Source organism: Mesorhizobium sp. M8A.F.Ca.ET.218.01.1.1 (assembly GCF_004791165.1).
Classification (GTDB): domain Bacteria; phylum Pseudomonadota; class Alphaproteobacteria; order Rhizobiales; family Rhizobiaceae; genus Mesorhizobium.
In genome coordinates this window covers 1-16,550 of record NZ_SRUZ01000019.1, presented here as the reverse complement: position 1 = coordinate 16,550, position 16,550 = coordinate 1, and the positions used below count along the sequence as shown (strand labels likewise).

17 protein-coding genes and 1 pseudogene are annotated in these 16,550 nt (G+C 61.3%); 8 read left to right on the top strand and 10 right to left on the bottom strand.

Features of this window, described 5'->3' with window-relative positions:
- From EN861_RS34095 to gspG, 7 genes are all read left to right on the top strand, one after another.
- Nucleotides 1-1,121, top strand: a 1,121-nt coding sequence (locus EN861_RS34095) for an RHS repeat-associated core domain-containing protein (RefSeq protein WP_135867823.1), incomplete at its 5' end; no start/stop codon positions are given.
- Nucleotides 1,118-2,122 carry a transglutaminase family protein gene (locus EN861_RS34090; protein ID WP_135867822.1) on the top strand — a complete coding sequence of 335 codons (1,005 nt, stop codon included), beginning with the start codon at nt 1,118-1,120 and terminating at the stop codon, nt 2,120-2,122. The genes EN861_RS34095 and EN861_RS34090, both read left to right, overlap by 4 nt.
- Before the next feature lie 71 nt (nt 2,123-2,193).
- Nucleotides 2,194-3,033, top strand: coding sequence for a hypothetical protein (locus tag EN861_RS34085; RefSeq protein ID WP_135867821.1), 840 nt, complete (start codon nt 2,194-2,196; stop codon nt 3,031-3,033).
- 8 nt (nt 3,034-3,041) lie between these two features.
- On the top strand, nt 3,042-3,428 hold the full coding sequence (locus EN861_RS34080) for a hypothetical protein (protein WP_135867820.1): 387 nt from the start codon (nt 3,042-3,044) through the stop codon (nt 3,426-3,428).
- Between the two features lie 355 nt (nt 3,429-3,783).
- A complete protein-coding gene (gene gspD, locus EN861_RS34075; RefSeq protein ID WP_135867819.1) occupies nt 3,784-5,913 on the top strand; it encodes a type II secretion system secretin GspD in 2,130 nt (709 codons plus the stop codon).
- Nucleotides 5,914-5,915: 2 nt separating this feature from the next.
- Nucleotides 5,916-6,410: an A24 family peptidase gene (locus EN861_RS34070; RefSeq protein ID WP_135867818.1), complete on the top strand. Its 495-nt coding sequence runs from the start codon at nt 5,916-5,918 to the stop codon at nt 6,408-6,410.
- Nucleotides 6,410-6,862 (top strand): type II secretion system major pseudopilin GspG, encoded by a 453-nt coding sequence (gene gspG / locus EN861_RS34065; protein WP_135867817.1) that lies wholly within the window; start codon nt 6,410-6,412, stop codon nt 6,860-6,862. Before EN861_RS34070 ends, gspG begins: the two co-directional genes overlap by 1 nt.
- Nucleotides 6,863-6,915: 53 nt before the next feature.
- Here gspG and EN861_RS34060 read toward each other — a convergent pair whose 3' ends face one another.
- From EN861_RS34060 to EN861_RS34020, 9 genes are read right to left on the bottom strand one after another with little or no spacing between them, the layout of a single operon-like run.
- On the bottom strand, nt 6,916-7,635 hold the full coding sequence (locus EN861_RS34060; RefSeq protein ID WP_245512173.1) for a general secretion pathway protein GspJ: 720 nt from the start codon (nt 7,633-7,635) through the stop codon (nt 6,916-6,918).
- Nucleotides 7,632-7,991 carry a prepilin-type N-terminal cleavage/methylation domain-containing protein gene (locus EN861_RS34055; RefSeq protein WP_135867816.1) on the bottom strand — a complete coding sequence of 120 codons (360 nt, stop codon included), beginning with the start codon at nt 7,989-7,991 and terminating at the stop codon, nt 7,632-7,634. The genes EN861_RS34060 and EN861_RS34055 overlap by 4 nt, the downstream gene beginning before the upstream one ends.
- Entirely contained in the window at nt 7,988-8,461 is a 474-nt protein-coding gene (locus tag EN861_RS34050) for a GspH/FimT family pseudopilin (protein ID WP_135867815.1), read from the bottom strand. Before EN861_RS34050 ends, EN861_RS34055 begins: the two co-directional genes overlap by 4 nt.
- Nucleotides 8,458-9,675 (bottom strand): type II secretion system F family protein, encoded by a 1,218-nt coding sequence (locus tag EN861_RS34045; RefSeq protein ID WP_135867814.1) that lies wholly within the window; start codon nt 9,673-9,675, stop codon nt 8,458-8,460. Before EN861_RS34045 ends, EN861_RS34050 begins: the two co-directional genes overlap by 4 nt.
- The gene (locus tag EN861_RS34040) at nt 9,675-11,315 is read right to left on the bottom strand and encodes a GspE/PulE family protein (RefSeq protein ID WP_135867813.1); all 1,641 of its coding nucleotides are present in this window, start codon (nt 11,313-11,315) and stop codon (nt 9,675-9,677) included. Before EN861_RS34040 ends, EN861_RS34045 begins: the two co-directional genes overlap by 1 nt.
- A 3-nt stretch (nt 11,316-11,318) precedes the next feature.
- A complete protein-coding gene (locus EN861_RS34035) occupies nt 11,319-12,215 on the bottom strand; it encodes a general secretion pathway protein GspK (protein ID WP_135867812.1) in 897 nt (298 codons plus the stop codon).
- Nucleotides 12,205-12,762, bottom strand: coding sequence for a hypothetical protein (locus tag EN861_RS34030; RefSeq protein ID WP_135867811.1), 558 nt, complete (start codon nt 12,760-12,762; stop codon nt 12,205-12,207). The genes EN861_RS34035 and EN861_RS34030 overlap by 11 nt, the downstream gene beginning before the upstream one ends.
- Nucleotides 12,759-13,361, bottom strand: a complete 603-nt coding sequence (gene gspM / locus EN861_RS34025) for a type II secretion system protein GspM (protein WP_135867810.1) — start codon at nt 13,359-13,361, stop codon at nt 12,759-12,761. The genes EN861_RS34030 and gspM overlap by 4 nt, the downstream gene beginning before the upstream one ends.
- A 4-nt stretch (nt 13,362-13,365) precedes the next feature.
- A complete protein-coding gene (locus EN861_RS34020) occupies nt 13,366-14,409 on the bottom strand; it encodes a PilN domain-containing protein (protein WP_135867809.1) in 1,044 nt (347 codons plus the stop codon).
- Between the two features lie 164 nt (nt 14,410-14,573).
- Between EN861_RS34020 and EN861_RS34015 the strand changes: the two are divergent.
- A pseudogene (locus EN861_RS34015) lies at nt 14,574-14,816 on the top strand (DNA-binding response regulator); the annotation flags it as partial.
- A gap of 706 nt (nt 14,817-15,522) precedes the next feature.
- Here the strand turns inward: EN861_RS34015 and EN861_RS35660 are convergent.
- Nucleotides 15,523-16,550 (bottom strand): RHS repeat-associated core domain-containing protein (locus EN861_RS35660; RefSeq protein ID WP_189343806.1); only part of this gene is annotated, 1,028 nt, incomplete at its 5' end.

The window sequence follows — 16,550 nt, the reverse complement described above, 5'->3', positions numbered from 1 at the left end:
ACAGCCTCAAATACGACGGCTTCAGCAAGGTCGGGCGCCAGGACGCCACCATCGCAGGCCTGACCCACACCACGACCAGTGTGCGTGATGCGTCCGGGCAGACACTGGCGACACAGTACCTGCCGGTACAACTCGACTTCGGCACGACTGCTTCACCGCTGCAATACACCGCCGGCAACAAGCTCGCCTCGGCACCCGGCTTCATCACCTCGACCATTTACGAGGCCGATGGCCAGACCAGAGAGATCAACTACGCCAACGGGATAAAAACCGCCTTCACCTACTCGCCCACCCGCCGCTGGGTGACGCGTGTCACAACGTCCAGGGGCGGAACCGTTCTGCTCGATGATCAATATGCCCGCGATAACCTTGGCCGCATCACCGGCACGACGGGGCTGACGGCCTCCGACAGCTGGACCTATGGCTATGACAATGCCGACCGGCTGACCTCATCCGACAATCTTGGCGACAACACGCTCGACGAGACCTTCGTCTATGCCGCCAACGACAATCTCACCTCGCGAACCCGTGTTGCCGGCACCTACACCTACCCGGCGGCGACAGCGCCACGGCCGCATGCGCCAACTAGTGTCGGCGCCAACGCCATGGCCTATGACGCCAACGGCAACCTGACCTCGGATGGCAGCCGGACACTCACCTGGGATGAGGCCAACCGGCTGAAGACGGTCAGCCTCGCCTCCAACACCGTCAACCTGAGCTATGGTCCTGACGGCGCGCGGGCGAAGAAGGCCTCAACCTTCGCCACCACGCTCTATCCTGACGCTTCCGTCGAGATCGACCCGGCGATTCCGGGCTCAGAGGTCTACACCCGCTATCCGCACCCCGACGTGAAGGTGGTGGGCGCAGCAAAATACTTCCTGCACCGCGATCACTTGGCCTCGGTGCGCATGGTCACCGACAGCTCAGGCGCCATCACTGAGGCCACCAACTACGCCACCTATGGCGAGCGGCTCAACTCAGGCTTCCAGACTCAGAAGAGCTACATCGGCGAACGCTTCGATCCCGAGACCGGGCTGCTCTACCTCAACGCACGATACATGGATCCGGTGCTGGGACGGTTCGTGCCGGCTGATCCGGGCGAAAAGGAGCGCGATCCATGATCGCCTCCAAGTCCCGGAGCATTGCATCCCTACCGGCGCTCCGGTCGGCAATCATCGCCGGGTTGTTGCTTCTTGTTGGCTTTCAATCGGCAGCGGCCGGAGATTTAGGCCCATCGATCCCGGCGGCTTTCGTTTGGGGGCTGGTCAATGCGTCGGAAGGCGAGATTGATTTTGGGCGGGCCAAGCTGGCGGTCGACAAGTTTGTCGATCCGGCGATCGATGATGTTAGCGCGCTTGCCAAGATCGACCGGATGGTAGGCACCGTCAACAAGATGCTCGCTACGCTGCCGCCTGATGCCGCTGCGACCAGCATGGAGAAGATGAAGGCGCTGCGCACCTACCTTTATGAGGGCGGCTGGTGGAACAATGGCAGGCCGTTCGAATACGACCACTCCGACCCCTATGGACAAAAACCCGGGTCGCAATCGCTGACCAATTATCTTGCGACCAGGAAAGGAAATTGCGTCTCGATGCCCGCGCTGTTCGTCACACTCGGGCAGCGGCTAGGCATCAACGTGACGCTGTCGACGGCGCCTCTGCATGCGTTCGTCAAGTTTACCGACAGTACGACGGGCAAGACCTGGAACCTCGAGACGACCAGCGGCGCCGGTTTCACGCGCGACATCTGGTATCGCGAAAAATTGCCGATGACCGACGAAGCGATCGCCAACGGCGTCTATCTCAAGACGCTGTCGCGACGGGAAGCGCTATCCGTACTAGCAACGCCGGTGCTCGATTACCTTCTGGAGACCGGCCGCTACGAGGACGCCATCGCGGTCGCCGATGTGCTGATCGATGCCTATCCGGCCAATGCCTACACGCTGGTGAAGAAGGGCACGGCTTACTACCGGCTGCTCGATGCAGAGATCATCAAGAAATATCCGAAGCAGAGCGATATTCCGGCCGACAAAGTCACTTACGCGAATGAGCTCTACCAAGCCAACAAGCAGGCATTCGCGACGGCAGAGGCGCTTGGATGGCGCGACCCGAAATTGAATTAGAACGACAGGCGATTTCACCGCGGCGGGGATTTGTAATGAGGGCGACGAGAGCCAAAATTCTGCAGTGCCTAGTGGCTGTGCTGCTCACGGTCTCACTGATGATATCCGGCACGGCCGGTGTCTATGCGTCGGCAGGATTTGGGCTGCATTTACCGCACAAGGTGCGCCTAAATGCCAAACCGGTGCGCTTCATCTCGCCCGATGACTGGGATCCGACAAAGCCTGGTGTTGGGACGAATCGGTATTCCTATTCCGGGAACGATCCAGTCAACAAAAGCGATCCCAACGGACACACACTTCGCGGCGACGGCAGCGATCCGCTCGGCTCGCACAGTCTGCCCGGGGGCGCAAGTGGCGCCGGCAATGTAGGTGGCGGCTGGTCAGCAAATCCGACAGGCGGTATGAATGGAATAGGGCTTGGCGTGGCGGGGCTACTAGGCGGGGTGTTAGGAATGAAGGCTACCACCAGCCTGTCCGTCAAAGGCAATGATGACGGCGGCAGTGGCAACGCTCCCAGTGGGCCCGATGTTTCCGGTACAGCTGCGACACCACCGGATCCGAACAAGGACGACGGCGATCAAAACAAAGCCCGGAAAGACTTTAGCAGGCCATTAACCGCCAAAGATTTGGGGATCAAGGGCGATATAAAGCAGCTGAAAGGGACCGTGACAATGAAAGATGGAATTATGACCGTCAGAGTCGATATGGTCCAAGCAAAAATAGCAAATCCTTTTAACGCTTTTTCTAGCTTGCGGGCATACGCAAACTCTGTCGGAGCTACCTCGCTTAGAATAGAAGGAAACATTGCAAACGAAGATTTGGGTAATATTCTGACAAATAGATATGGAATGACTACAGAAAAAGTTGGAAGCCAATATGTAGATACGATTAACATACCGTTGAACAAGTAGGAAAAAAAATGACAGCCAAATCAAGATCGCATCGAATACTGTCAAGATTAGAGAACTATGAAATGCGGCCGTTGACAAAGGTGGAGGAAAACGCCGCCGGTGAAATTGCTCAATCTTTAGGCGAATTTATTGGAGTCTATGCTGCAGATCAACAGACAGGAAAGGTCTATTTTTTTGAACGAGGCTTGCGATGCGAAAGATGGGAGAGTGATACCATTCTTTATGAGGATATTTCAGGCGTGTCTTTACCGGATGATAAAAATAGCAAATATATAGAGATCACTTCGAATAGGGAGACGGTAAAGATATTTCCTGCTAAAAGCGGCGATATATTCTCTATAATGAGGTATTTTGATAGAATAATATATGATGTGAAAAATAACTTAGAGTTTTGACGTTGCGCATTTTATTGTGAGGTACCCAGAATCTTTCCGAGGAAGACTTTACCCAAAAGATTGCGCACCGACGTAATTTGGTACGACGCACCGAAGACGTTGCTACGATTGGTGCATTTATCGCGTTGCACTTCATAGTCCCAAGATCGCCGCACTGCTTGGTGCAGCGAAGCGACATGCAGATCAGGCTTTCTGTGTGTCGGCGCTCGCAGACATAGTCGGCCGTCCAAGTGTGCCTGGTTGGCAATCTGCCTCATCCCGCCACCAACCCTGTGGATAGATCACGCCGCCCTTCATCAATCCCCCCACCCACCAACAAGAAGCCCTAAAGTAAAACTCCAGGGGAATCGGGTAGATGCCAGTCAAGCTAGTCAGTCGCGTCGTGTTGTTCATGCTGCTGGCGATGGGCGGCTGCCAGTCGCCGTCGGGCGGGGACTTCTTCACCGAGACCGTCGAGAGCCTGCATGCCAAGAACTCGCCCTTGCGGGCGGGCTATACCGGCCCCGCGACCATCGGCTCGGCGGCGGAGCGGGCGCAGCGCTTCAATGGCGCGCAGTATCAGGGGTCGGGCGACTTTGTCGGCTCGTCGGCTCCCATTGCTCAGGTGACCGGCAACGGCAGCGGGCAGTATGAGCTCAACCTCGTCAACGCGCCGGTGGCGCAGGCGGCCAAGGCGGTGCTGGGCGACGCGCTTCAGGTCAACTACGTCGTCGATCCGCGCGTCCAGGGCACGGTGACGTTGCAGACTTCGAAGCCGGTTTCTAAGGAGGCGCTGTCGGATATCCTTGAATCGGCGCTTGCCGTGAACGGCGCCGGCATCGTCAAACGCGCCGGCACCTATCAGGTCGTGCCGCTGTCGGAGACCTTGTCGAGCACGCCGGCGGTCAGCGTGCCCTCCGTCTCGCCGTCGGGTCCCGGCGTGAAAGTGCAGGTCATCCAGCTGCAGTTCATCGCCGCCGACGAGATGAAGACCATCCTCGAGCCGATCACGCGGCAGGGTTCGGTGCTGCGGGTCGATTCGACGCGCAACCTCATCACCGTCGCCGGCAACAACACCGATCTCGCGGCGATCCGCGAGGCGGTCTCGGTGTTCGACGTCGACTGGATGCGCGGCATGTCGGTGGCGCTGCATCCACTGAAAGCCTCGAAGCCGGAGGCTGTGGCGACGGAACTCGACTCCATCTTCGGCACCAAGGACGGTCCCGGCGCCAAGGTGATCAAGTTCATCCCCAACGATCGTTTGAACTCGGTGTTGGTGATCACTTCGCGTCCAGCCTATCTGGCACGGGCCGCGACCTGGATCGGCAAGCTGGACCGGCTGGCCGAGACCAACGAGCAGCAGCTTTTCGTCTACCAGATCCAGAACCGGCCGGCCAAGGAGCTGGCTTCGGTCCTGAGCTCGGTGCTCGGCACCACCGTCAAGACCGAAGGCGGCTCGGCCGGCTCGAACGTCTCGCCCGACATGACGCCGATCGCCATGCAGTCGGACGGCGTCACGCCGGCGCCGCTGACCGGGCCGTCGCCTTCGCTGCCGGCGCAGCAGGACAGCGAGTGGCCTGCCCATGCCACGGTGGTCGCCGATGTCGAGAACAATGCGCTGCTGATCCAGACCACGGCGCGCGACTATGAGCGCATCCAGCAGATCCTGACTAAGGTGGATGTTTTGCCGACACAGGTCATGCTGGAAGCGGTGATCGCCGAAGTAACGCTCGACGACGATTTGAAATACGGCCTGCGCTGGTTCTTCGAAAATGGCGGCACCAAGGTATCGGTGTCCGACCTGGCCAAGGGGGCCGCGGCGGCCTTCACGGGAGGCTTCAGCTGGAGCTATGCGACCGACAACATCCAGGTGACGCTCAACGCACTCTCCTCGATAACCGACGTCAATGTCATTTCGGCGCCCACGATCATGGCGCTCAACAACCAGAAAGCCATCCTGCAGGTCGGCGACCAGGTGCCGATCCTGACTCAGCAATCCCAGGACACCGGCAACGGCACCGCGCCGATCATCAACTCGGTGCAGATGAAGGACACCGGCGTCATCCTGACGGTGACGCCGCGCATCAACAATGCAGGTCGCGTCATGCTCGACATCCAGCAGGAGGTCAGCGACGCCACCCCAACGAAGAGCTCCGGCATCGATTCGCCGACCATCCAGCAGCGCAAGGTCCAGACGCGCGTGATGGTCAATGATGGCGAGACCCTGGCGCTTGGCGGTCTCATCCAGGAAAAAAACAGCGTCGGCCGCACCCAGGTGCCGATCCTTGGCGACATCCCGGTTATCGGCAACGCGTTCAAGCAGAAGGATGACGGCATCAAGCGGACCGAGTTGATCATCTTCATCCAGCCGCATGTCGTTCGCGATATCAATGAGGCCCGCGAGGTGACGGAAGAGTTCCGCGGCAAGATCAATCTGCAAACGCCCATCCAGCAGCGGCGCGGCGGTACCAAGCTGCAGCAGGATGTGAAGAGACTGGCCTACTGACCATGCAAACGAATGTCGCGATCCTGATCGTTGCCGGCCTGGTCCTGGCCGCCATACTGGTCGCCATTGCCGCTGTCGATTTCAGGCGGCAGGTCATTCCCGACCCGCTCAATTTGGCGCTCGCGGTGAGCGGGCTTGGTTTTCAGCTGATCGTTCAGCCTGACAGTGCGGCCATGCAGTTGCTTGTCGCCGCATTGACGCTGGCCGTCTTCTGGGTGCTGCGGCGCGGCCATTTCCTGCTCACCGGCAGGATCGGACTGGGGCTTGGCGACGTGAAGATGCTGGCCGCGGCGGCGTTGTGGATCAATCCGCTGCTTCTGCCGGTGTTGCTGTTCATCGCCAGCGCCGCCGCGCTGCTGTTTGTCGGCGGGCAAGTTGTTGCCGCCGGACCTGCGGCAGCGCGAATGCGTGTTCCGTTCGGGCCGTTCGTTGCGCTTGGACTGGGCTTGAGCTGGATGCTCGAACAATCTGTCGGATTGAATTTGGGGATGCCGTGATGCAGATTTTTCGTCGTACCGGCTCGACCGGATACAAGCGGGCCGACGAAAGCGAGGCCGGCTTCACCCTGGTCGAGCTTCTCGTCGTGCTGGCCATCATCGCGCTGATCGCCACGCTGGTGGCGCCGCAGGTGCTGCGCTATCTAGGCTCGGCCCGCACCAGCGCTGCCAAGGCGCAGATCAAGAACATCGAGAGCGCGCTCGAACTCTACTATGTCGACAACGCCAAATACCCGTCGAATGACGAAGGGCTGAAGGCCCTGGTGACGGCGCCGCCCGGCGACAAGCACTGGAACGGCCCGTATCTCAAGACGACCAGCGGTCTCACCGACCCCTGGGGCAAGCCCTATGTCTACGAGTTGAAGGCCGATGCCAGCGGCGTCGCGATCCGAACCTTCGGGCGTGACGGCAAGCCCGACGGAACCGGCGAAGACCAGGACGTCACTAACTAATGCTGGCCTTCTGATCCGGGGCCGGGCAGGGCCCCGCTCGGGAAACGGCCACGTCAGTTATGTGGCTCTCCGGATAGGCTTGCCAAGCTCAGCCGTGCAAAGCCGTCGGACGCATAGGTCGCACCATTCCTGGCGACGGATAGTTTGAAACGGATCGCGGCCGGAACGCGGCGGTTGAGCTTCCAGTCGGCTGACCATGATCCCTTCGAGCCGTCGAGATATTCGAACTGCATGCCGGTCACGCCGGCAATCAGCGGCACCGCCTGGTTTGCCGTCCTGTCGTCGGCCGCTGTAGCGCCGCCCCGCCGCGGCATCTGAATGATGGTCAGGCTGTTGCCCGCGGGCTGGACCAGGACTTGCCTGAGCGCGGACGAGCCGAAACCGATTGCCGTGACGCCATTGAATTGCAGCCGGTCGGGTCCTCCGCTGAAATAGATCACGTCGTCCGGTGTCGACTGCGTCAAAGGCAGGGTCTCGGCGCTGCTGAGCGCGGTTTCGAGAAACCGCGTCGCCGCGTCTACCTCCATCTGCATCTGGGTGGCGTTCTGGATGCGCATCATCGTTCGCGCCTGCCCTAGAAAAATGACCATCAACGCGGAAACCACGCCGACAAGCGCAAGCCCCACCAAAACGTCGATCAGCGCAAATCCTTCGATCAGCGATCGTTTCGCGATCGGGTGCGATCCGGCGGCCGTGTCCCTTTCGACACACCAGTTCTCCCAGCGGAATGAAACCGGGAGGAACATTGCGGCGTGAGGAAAAAGACGTCTCATTGCCGCTGCCTGACAGGCATGAAGGTGAGAAATGTTCCCGCCGCGCCGCTCTTTTCAATGACGATGGCATCGAGCTTTGCCTTGCCGTCACCCATCGGCTGAATCTTGACTGTCCAGCCGGACTGGGCAATGGCGTCGAGCCCAGCCGTCCCGCCGCTTTCGGCTCCGGCGTCATACTGCGCCATGATCGCGCGGACCTTGCGCGCCGCCTCCATTTGTTCCCGCGCTATCACGATGCTGCGGCTGGCGAGCACGATCGTCTGGCTGGCGATGCCGAGGACCAGGGCGAGAATGGTCATGGCGACGATCATCTCGAGGATCGAGAAGCCGTCGTCGTCGCTGTTTTCCGGCGTCATGGCTTCATCTTCCGGCTGGCAAGCCCGGTCAGCCAGTTCACCGCGATATGCGACGCCTGGCCGCCGCGCCGCAGGTCGATCTCCAGACCCGACGAGCTGCCGTCGGGAAGAAAGGTCACGGCTGTCTGGCGGTCGTCCGCCACCGTTTCGCGGCCGGTGGTGACGGTCATCCTGACATCTGCGGGCAGACCGAGCAGAGGCCTATCCGCAGACCGGATCGTGCGGCCGCCGACATCGATGACGATCTGCTGCGGCCGGGCCGTGGCGATCGCCTGCATGCGTGACATGCGCATTCGGGAAACGATTTCGTTCGACAGCGTCTCCAAGCTGTCCGACCGATATCGCTGGACGATGCCGGGCGCGGCTATTGCCGCGACGACGGCAATGATGGCCAGCACGACCATCATCTCGATCAAGGTGAAGCCGGCGGTGGTTTCCTCACGTTGCGGCGCGATGGCGAATGTCGTCATTGCAGTGCCAGGTCGTTGATGCTGAGGATCGTCGTCATCACCGAGACCACCAGGCTGCCGACAAGGAAGCCGAGCGAGATCGTCATCGCCGGTGTCAGGAGCTTGAGCAGTGTATCGACGCGCCGGGTCACCGCCGACTGCAGCATCTTGCCGGCGCGGTCGAGCACGGCTGGAAGTGCGTTGGCGTCGTCGCCAAGCGAAATCAGCGACAATGTGGCGTTGTCGAACAGCTTGGCATTGGCGGCGGCGTTATGCAGCCGCTCGCCATTCGCCACCTCCTCCTCGATCGCGGCAAAGCTCGCCTTCAACGATGCCTGTTGCGAAACATTGGTCGCCAAGCGCAGCGCCTCACTCATCGTCACGCCGTTGCCCAGCAGCAGCGACAGAGTTTCGAGGTAGCGGGCAAGCACTGCGTTGGTGACCAGCTGACCGATGACCGGTATTTTGAGAAGCCAGCGCGAGAAGACGCTTTTCGCCGCGGGAGACTTCGATAGGGCGAGATAGAAGAGCAGCGCCAGCAAGCCAGCGAGCGGGAAGACGAACGGATAGTCGCTAAAGACGTGGCCGAAGCCGGAGAGCATGCGCATGGTGAAGGGTTTTGGGGCGGACGACCCCTCGAAGATCGGCTCCAGCGCCGGCACCAGCACCGTCGCCAGTATGACCATGGCGCCGCACATCACCAGGAGCAGGAAGGCTGGATAGGTCAGCGCCTCGATGATCGAGGTCCTGCGTTTGGCCCTGGCCTCGAACGCATCGGCCAGGCGCTGGCAGATATAGGCCATCTTGCCGCTGCGCTCGCCGCTAGCGAGCAAGGCGGCAACATCGGGGGTGATGGCGGGCAGAGTAAGGAAGGCATCGGCGATGGAGCGCCCGCCGGTGGTGAGGTCGAGCACCGTCTGCAGTTGCTGGCGTCTGGCGGCATTGCTCTCGCCGGATACGACCGCATTCAAGGCGCGGTCGATGGTGAAACCGGCATTGAGCAGCACAGAAAGCTCGGCAAAAAGCCGGCTGAGATCGACGCGCCGCGTCAGCGTGAAGCTGGCCTTGCCCGGCAGCCTGATCTGCGCCTTCTCCTCGCTTGCCGGCACCAGATGGTAGGAGCGGCGGCCTTGCTGGGCGAGCTTGCGAGCGGCCTCCTGCTTGGTCGACGCCTCGACGACGCCGTTCTCCCGGGCGCCATCGGCGAGATAGGCGCGATAAGCGAATGCCGGCATCAGCCGCCTCCACCGAGATCGATGACGCGCCGCACTTCCTCGAGTGTGGTGACCTGGCGCTCGACCAGCGTTGCCGCGTGCGCCGCCATCGGTATCAGATAGGCCTCCGAAGCCGCCTTGGCGATCTCCAGCTCGCTGGCGCCCTCGTCGATGAGAGCCGCGATGCGCGGCGACACCTGCAGCATCTCATAGGTCACGGTGCGACCGCTATAGCCGGACCCGTTGCAGCTTTTGCAGGACGCGACATTGTCTGCGCCGTGGCAGACCGGACAGACGCGCCGCAGCAGGCGCTGCGCGATGACGCCGCGGATTGTGGCGCCCAGCAGATAGCCGTCGATGCCCATGTCGCGCAGGCGCGTCAGCGCTCCGGCCGCGCTGTTGGTGTGCAAGGTCGAAAACACCAGATGTCCCGTCAGCGCCGCCTGAATGGCTATCTGCGCTGTCTCGCGGTCGCGGATTTCGCCAAGCAAAATGATGTCGGGATCCTGGCGCAGGATCGAGCGCAGCGCCGTGGCGAAATCAAGATCGATCGCCGGGTTGACCTGCAGCTGCGTGATGCCGGCCATGCGGTATTCGACCGGATCCTCGACGGTGAAGACCTTGACGTCAGGGCGGGAGCACTCGACCAGGACCGAGTAAAGCGTCGTCGTCTTGCCGCTGCCGGTTGGGCCGGTCACCAGCACGATGCCGTTGGCAGCACGCGACATCTGTCGGATCTTGGTTTGCGCGGCTTCGTCGAAGCCGAGCTTTTCCAGGCGCAGCTCGACGCCGGCGCGGTCGAGGATGCGCAGCACGATGGCCTCGCCGTGGATCGACGGGATGACCGAGACGCGCAGATCGACATCGCGGCCCCGCACGGCAATGCGCATGCGCCCGTCCTGCGGCAGCCGCCGCTCGGCGATGTTGAGCCGCGCCAAGATCTTGATGCGCGTCGAGACGCCGGACAGCATCGCCGACGGGGCCGTGTCGACGACGGAGAGCATGCCGTCGTTGCGGAAGCGGATGCGCACATGGTCCTCGAGCGGCTCGATATGGATATCGGTCGCCTTGGCGTCGACGGCGCGGTGGATGGTGTCGGCGACGAAGCGAACGATCGGCGCCTCGCGCGCGAAATCCTTCAAACGCTCGAGATCGTCCGAGCCGAAATCGGCCGGCCTGGCGCTACCCGCATCGACCGATACCTCTTCCGCCACCGAGCGCTCCAGTCGATCGATGCACTCGCCGATCATGCGCCGCGGCAAGACGCGCAGCGACGGCGTCCTTTCCCAGTGGAAGGCCAACGCATCAATGCTGGCCGACGAAAACGGATCCGCCACCGCCACGACCAGCTGGCGATCATCCATCTCCAGCGGCAGCACGGCGTTTTCTTTCAGATAGGAGAGCGGCACGCTAGACAGCATCTGCGGGCTCAGCTCCTCCGGCAGTTCGCCAAGCATCGGCACGTCTAGGAAGCGGCACAGGCTGCTGGCCAGCTCCTGCTCGCCGATCAGGCCGAGTTCGGTCATCACCGTGTCGAACGGGTGTCCTGATGTGCTAGCCGCGCCCATAGCGCGCTGAACGCTGTGCGCGGTGAGGATTTTTTCGCTCTCCAGAAAGGCGAGAAAAGCTTCGATGCGGGAGGTCTGGAGCGCGGCGTTCATGGTCTAGCTCCAGCGAGCCAATATCTGCGCCACGGCGGTGCCGAAAAGTCCGTCGCAGCCGATGACGAGCACCGATGCGGCAGGGCTATCGATTTCAGCGGCGGGCATGCGCGAGAGCCGCACGAAGCCCGTGGCGGCCAGCGCCGATCTCTCGACCACGAACCCGGCATGGCCGGCAATGCCTGAGCCATCGCGACGGGCAGTGACCTCGACCGTATAGAGGCTGCCGCGGTTCTTGTCAGAATCGGCCGGTTGCTCGGCCTGCAATGCCGTGTTGATGAAATTGCGCAGCCTGTTCGGCGCCTTGGCCAAAACGATCGCTCCTTGTTTGAGATCAACGGTGAAGACTGCATAGAGATCGCGCAAGGGGATCGAGGCGAGCGCGGAAAATTCCTGAAGTTCCGATACGGATTCGAAAGCAGCAGACTTGTTCTGACTTGGGCCGAGCGAAGAGCGCGGCTGCGCGCCGGCGGCAAAGGCGTGGGGCGGGCTTCTGAAGGTGACGATCGCCTTGGCGATCTCGCCTGCCATCAGCGGATCGAAGCCGAACGACGCAAGGCCCTCCGCCAGCAACTCGTCGTCGGCGGCGTTGAGATCGATCAGGCCGCGGTGATCCTGGACGCTGAGCTCGAAGCTGAAATGTCCAGCATGGCAGCGCGTGGGCTGGGCATTCTGCGGCAATTTCGACGTACCATCGAACAGCTCGCCAGCCACGACATTGACCAGGCCGTCGGCGGCCATCGCCAGCCGCTGCTGCTCCGTCTCGTTGGCGGCGATCATCAGCCGGCTGCGCGCGGTCAGCGCGAAGGGAGCGACGATCGCTGAAACGATCAGCATGAAGACCAGCACGGCGACCAGTGCGAAGCCCGCACTCTTGTCGGCGGAACGATCAAAGACCATCGCCGCCCCCGGTGGGACTAGTGGGTGGTGTCAGCGGGTAGAGCAGGATCCGGGCCAACTTCCCGCGGCGCTCCAGGGTCGCCGCGTCCTTTTCGACACCGGACACCGTCCAGCCGTCAATGGTTTCGCCGTTGCCATACCAGTTGGCCGCTTCAGCGCCTGCCGACTTAAGCAGGACACGTGCGCTGCCGCCATTGATGCTGATGCCAAGCAGCGCGGGCGCAGGAGCAGGCGGCGCGCTTGCCACTGGCGCTGCCGGCGTGGCCGGAACCGCCTCCATTTGCGCCGGTGTCGTTGGCTCTTTGGGGGAGGGGAGGAATCTGCGGCGCGTCGGCGTGAACAATGGGCGCGCGAAGGTCTCGGCAAAGCCGGTGCTATCGACCGCGTCAGGCAGACCCGTGGCGCCGGCCTGTGGTTCCCGCGTGTTGCGCTGCGCCGGTGGCGCGGTCGGCGAAATGTCGACCGGCGCTTCGTAGAGCACGACATTGGTCAGCGCCAGCGCGGCGGCCGCAAGACCGAGACCGAGCGCTGCCATGAGCCGAATCATGGAGCAGCCCCTGCCGCGGCCGTGGCCATGCCCGGCGGCAGCGCGCCATAAAACAGCACTTCGACAAAGATCTCCGGCTCGACATTGGGACCTTCGGATGAGGCGATGTTGGTGACCCGCAAGGTGGCTTCACGGACGAACAGCACCGGCAGCGTGGTCTCGAGGCTGAGCATGAAACCGTGCACGCCTTCTAGCGTACCTGAAACATTGGCGCGGAGGCCGAGATAGGCGACGCCATCCTCGTTGAGCGCCGGCGCGTTGCCGGCCGACAGAACCACCACCTTGTTCGCACTGGCCATCGCATTCAGCCTTGTCTGAAGGGCGCCGCGAATGACCGCTTCGCTCTCGCCGGACAGGAACTCGCCATTGCCGGCGGCGGCGGCCGGCGGGGCGGAGGCTTCCATCGTCTTGGCCAACGCCACTACGGCCTCGATCTGGCCCAGCGTCTCGCGTTTCTGGTCGATGTCGGCGTTTGCCGAAGCGACGCTGCCCAGCGCGGCAAAGAACAGCCAGCCGGCCACCAGCACGACGAGGACGGCGACCACCAGCGCCAGGGAGCGGCGGACCAAAAGACCGCTGTTGAGGATCTCGCTCAGCATCGGCTCAGGGCTCCTCCACCTTGGCGGTGATAGTGAAGCGCTCGCCGGTCTGCCCCGGAACCCTGATCACCGGCGAGGAGAATTCCGGCGCGGAAAACAGCGGCGAGGCGTCGATGGGCTGGATCAGGTCGGCGGCGGAGGTGGCGAAGCCGGTGATTGTCAGCTGGTCGCCCTTTGAGGAAAGGTCGCTCACCCAGGCGCTGTCGGGCAACAGCCGCGACAGCTCGGCCAGGATCCTCACCACTGGCACCGCGTTCTTTTTCTCGGCGCGCAGCTTTTCGGTCTGCTCGAGCTCGGCCTGGCGCTTCTGCAGCGAGGCCCGCGCTTTCCTGGCCTCGACCTGAGCGCTGGCGATCTCGTCGTCCAGCACGCTGCCGGCTTGCCAGCTGCGCCACTGCGCATGGCCATAGGTCGCGGCAAGGCCAAGAAGGACAATTCCGACGGCAGCGGTCCAGGCTCGCCGCTCAAAGCGGTTGCGCGCGCGGGCGGGCCAGATCGCCGCCAGGCTGAGCGGGTCGGGCCCCAGTATCTGATCGGCATCGGCGATGGTCAGCGAGGCAACAGTGCCGCCGACCGTCCGGATCGCTTCCAGCGCCGGCGCCAGGGTTTTTTTCTTGACGACGAAATAGGACGAGCCGCCTTCGGCCTCGTCGGCAAAGACGATATGGACCTGCGACGGGTCGATCGGTGTCGAGGCCATCAGGTCGAGCTCGGCCATGTCGCGCGCCTGCCGCACCGGCAGCCGCCGCGCGCCAAGCTGCCGTTTCAGGAGAAGCGCGCTGTCGATGTGGATGGCGACGGAGGGATGTTTGCGGCCGGAGCGCAGAAGTGCGGCGATCTCGTCCGGGGTAGCATCGAGCGGCAGCGGCGGCGACTGGAACTCCGGCCCGCCGGCCGCGTGGGCGCGGATGCTGTCATCGGCGATGGTGATAGTGAAGTCGGAAGGCTTTGGCTGCTTTGTCTTGCGGGCAACGCTCGACCAAGCTGCGCGCAGCTCATCGCGCCACCAGTCGAAGCCATCCAGGGCCTGTGCCTTATACGTCGCCATAATGCCCTGCCATGCATGCCACGGCTGATTCTCGGCCGGGGCGCGTGTTTTTCATTTTACAGGCGGTGTTGGGAGCGCGTGTGAAACAAGATGGAGTAGGCGGGATTAGTCACAGGTTTCTGGGGCGGCTGGCCGACGGGATGATTCTCAGCTGCTGCGACGGCATCCGCGAGGCGCTGTCCTATGGTGTGGCCGGCTTCATACCGAAGTCGGCGAGGAAGAGCGACCTCGCCGCCGCCATCCGCTCGGTGATGGACGGCGCCGTCTCCGTGCCGGAGGGCCAGCTGCTCGACCCCGACAGCACCGACCGCGCCGACATGGTGCAGCGCCTGGCCAGACTAACGCCGCAGCAATTGCGCGTGCTGCAGATGCTGCACCAAGGCATGCTCAACAAGCAGATCGCCCATTAACTGCAGGTCGGCGAGACCACGGTGAAGGCGCATATCTCGGAGATTTTGCGCAAGGAAGGTGTACGAAGCTCGGAGCTGTCAGGGATCAGGCTGGGTTTTGAGCAGGGTCTAAGAGTGCACTATCACCTCAATTCGAGGGCCACGGTGAAGGCGCATGTCCCGGAATCGTGCGCAAGCTCAATGTGTATAGTCGCGCACAAGCGGTGATCGAAGGCGTCGAAGCTGGCCGTGCGGAGTTGTTCATGGATCAAGGCGTGTGACAATCGAATAAAAACAGCTTCGCCACATCTATCAACTGGATAGGTGTAGCAATTCCTTCTTTCAGTCATCGCGGTCGAGGAGAAATATATCTGACTGTACGGAATCTTCAAAAGTGAAATTCTTAGAAATTATATTGAATTGAAAATCGCTGCCGCTAAGCATAATTACATACCTATTATAGTCTACGCCTCTGGCCTGGATACGCTCTTTTAGGTAGACCCTGTCGTAAAATATATCTTCGTAATCTTTTAGCGTTCCATTCATAGACATGTATGTGCACCATTCGAAAACTAGTTCTCCCACAACATCGCCAAGAGTGATATTCCGGTATCTGAATTGTAGGCGAAGATTAAGTCCTCTGTACAAAAACGACAAATCTCCATACCCGCTAGAATCGAACGGGAGTTGCAGGAGTTCTTTCATCGTACTGCCTCCCATTAGCTTACTTTCCCGCCCAAGAGGATCTGGAGGATCCTTCGGCCGAGCTTCCTCCGGCCGAGCTTCCTGCAGCAGAACTTCCTCCACCAGCTTGGCTTCCTCCGGCTTGGCCTCCTCCAGAGGCGAAATTACTTGTCGGCGTTGAGATGGTTTGGCCTGGCGGCATTTGATTCCGCGGGTCCTGGAGTTGAGCACGCAGACGTGCCATGGCATCTTTGTCTTTCGTAATGTCGACCAAATTCCACTGTGATCGCGGCACCTGCGCCCGCTCTAAGGCTATCGCAGTTCTCGTGTTCAACATATACCCTTTCCCATCTATCACACCATACTCAACTGAGAGTTTACTAACAGCAACCTTTCCATCCTTAATTGCGGAAACAAGACTGTCGATCGTAGTTATTTTGCTGCCTATCAACTGGGAATATGTTGCCCTACCAACCTGGCTGAAAGTTTCACTATAGGTCTTCTGAGCGTAACTGAGGCTGCCGACCGTAACTCCCGCCTCAGCAGCAACCACTTCGGTCGAAAACGTCGTTAGCCCGGGGAATCTGGTGAACGCCGCTGCGGCAACCTCAGGTCCAGCAACTGCAGCAAGTGGCGCAGCCATCATGGCTGCCGTTATCCCGGGGTGCTCTAGTGGATTGAATTCGTATCCTGGAAAACTGTTACCGTCGAAACCGGGATAATAGCCTCCCATTGGGTCGACATATTGATGCCCATTCGGGTCGCTCTTATTAATCGGATCGTTCTGGGCATAGGCATTCCGATTGGCGCCGACGCCTTCCTTGGTCGGATCCCAATCGTCGGGCGAAATGAAGCGTCCGAGCACTGGATCCATGTATCTTGCATTGAGGTAGAGCAACCCGGTTTCAGGATCGAAGCGTTCGCCGATGTAGCTCTTCTGAGTCTGGAAGCCGGTGTTGAGGCGCTCGCCATAGGTGGCGTAGTTGGTGGCTTCCGCGATGGCGCCGGAGCCGTCAGTGACCATGCGCACCGAGGCCAGGTGATCGCGATGCAGGAAGAACTTTGTTG

Excerpts from the sequence above, each read along its gene's own strand:
- EN861_RS34050 (WP_135867815.1), bottom strand. The coding sequence starts at position 8,461 with ATGACGACATTCGCCATCGCGCCGCAACGTGAGGAAACCACCGCCGGC.
- EN861_RS34070 (WP_135867818.1), top strand. The coding sequence starts at position 5,916 with ATGCAAACGAATGTCGCGATCCTGATCGTTGCCGGCCTGGTCCTGGCC.
- gspG (WP_135867817.1), top strand. The coding sequence starts at position 6,410 with ATGCAGATTTTTCGTCGTACCGGCTCGACCGGATACAAGCGGGCCGAC.
- EN861_RS34035 (WP_135867812.1), bottom strand. The coding sequence starts at position 12,215 with ATGGTCTTTGATCGTTCCGCCGACAAGAGTGCGGGCTTCGCACTGGTC.
- gspM (WP_135867810.1), bottom strand. The coding sequence starts at position 13,361 with ATGCTGAGCGAGATCCTCAACAGCGGTCTTTTGGTCCGCCGCTCCCTG.
- EN861_RS34040 (WP_135867813.1), bottom strand. The coding sequence starts at position 11,315 with ATGAACGCCGCGCTCCAGACCTCCCGCATCGAAGCTTTTCTCGCCTTT.
- EN861_RS34020 (WP_135867809.1), bottom strand. The coding sequence starts at position 14,409 with ATGGCGACGTATAAGGCACAGGCCCTGGATGGCTTCGACTGGTGGCGC.
- EN861_RS34030 (WP_135867811.1), bottom strand. The coding sequence starts at position 12,762 with ATGATTCGGCTCATGGCAGCGCTCGGTCTCGGTCTTGCGGCCGCCGCG.
- EN861_RS34045 (WP_135867814.1), bottom strand. The coding sequence starts at position 9,675 with ATGCCGGCATTCGCTTATCGCGCCTATCTCGCCGATGGCGCCCGGGAG.
- gspD (WP_135867819.1), top strand. The coding sequence starts at position 3,784 with ATGCCAGTCAAGCTAGTCAGTCGCGTCGTGTTGTTCATGCTGCTGGCG.
- EN861_RS34055 (WP_135867816.1), bottom strand. The coding sequence starts at position 7,991 with ATGACGCCGGAAAACAGCGACGACGACGGCTTCTCGATCCTCGAGATG.
- EN861_RS34090 (WP_135867822.1), top strand. The coding sequence starts at position 1,118 with ATGATCGCCTCCAAGTCCCGGAGCATTGCATCCCTACCGGCGCTCCGG.
- EN861_RS34080 (WP_135867820.1), top strand. The coding sequence starts at position 3,042 with ATGACAGCCAAATCAAGATCGCATCGAATACTGTCAAGATTAGAGAAC.
- EN861_RS34060 (WP_245512173.1), bottom strand. The coding sequence starts at position 7,635 with ATGAGACGTCTTTTTCCTCACGCCGCAATGTTCCTCCCGGTTTCATTC.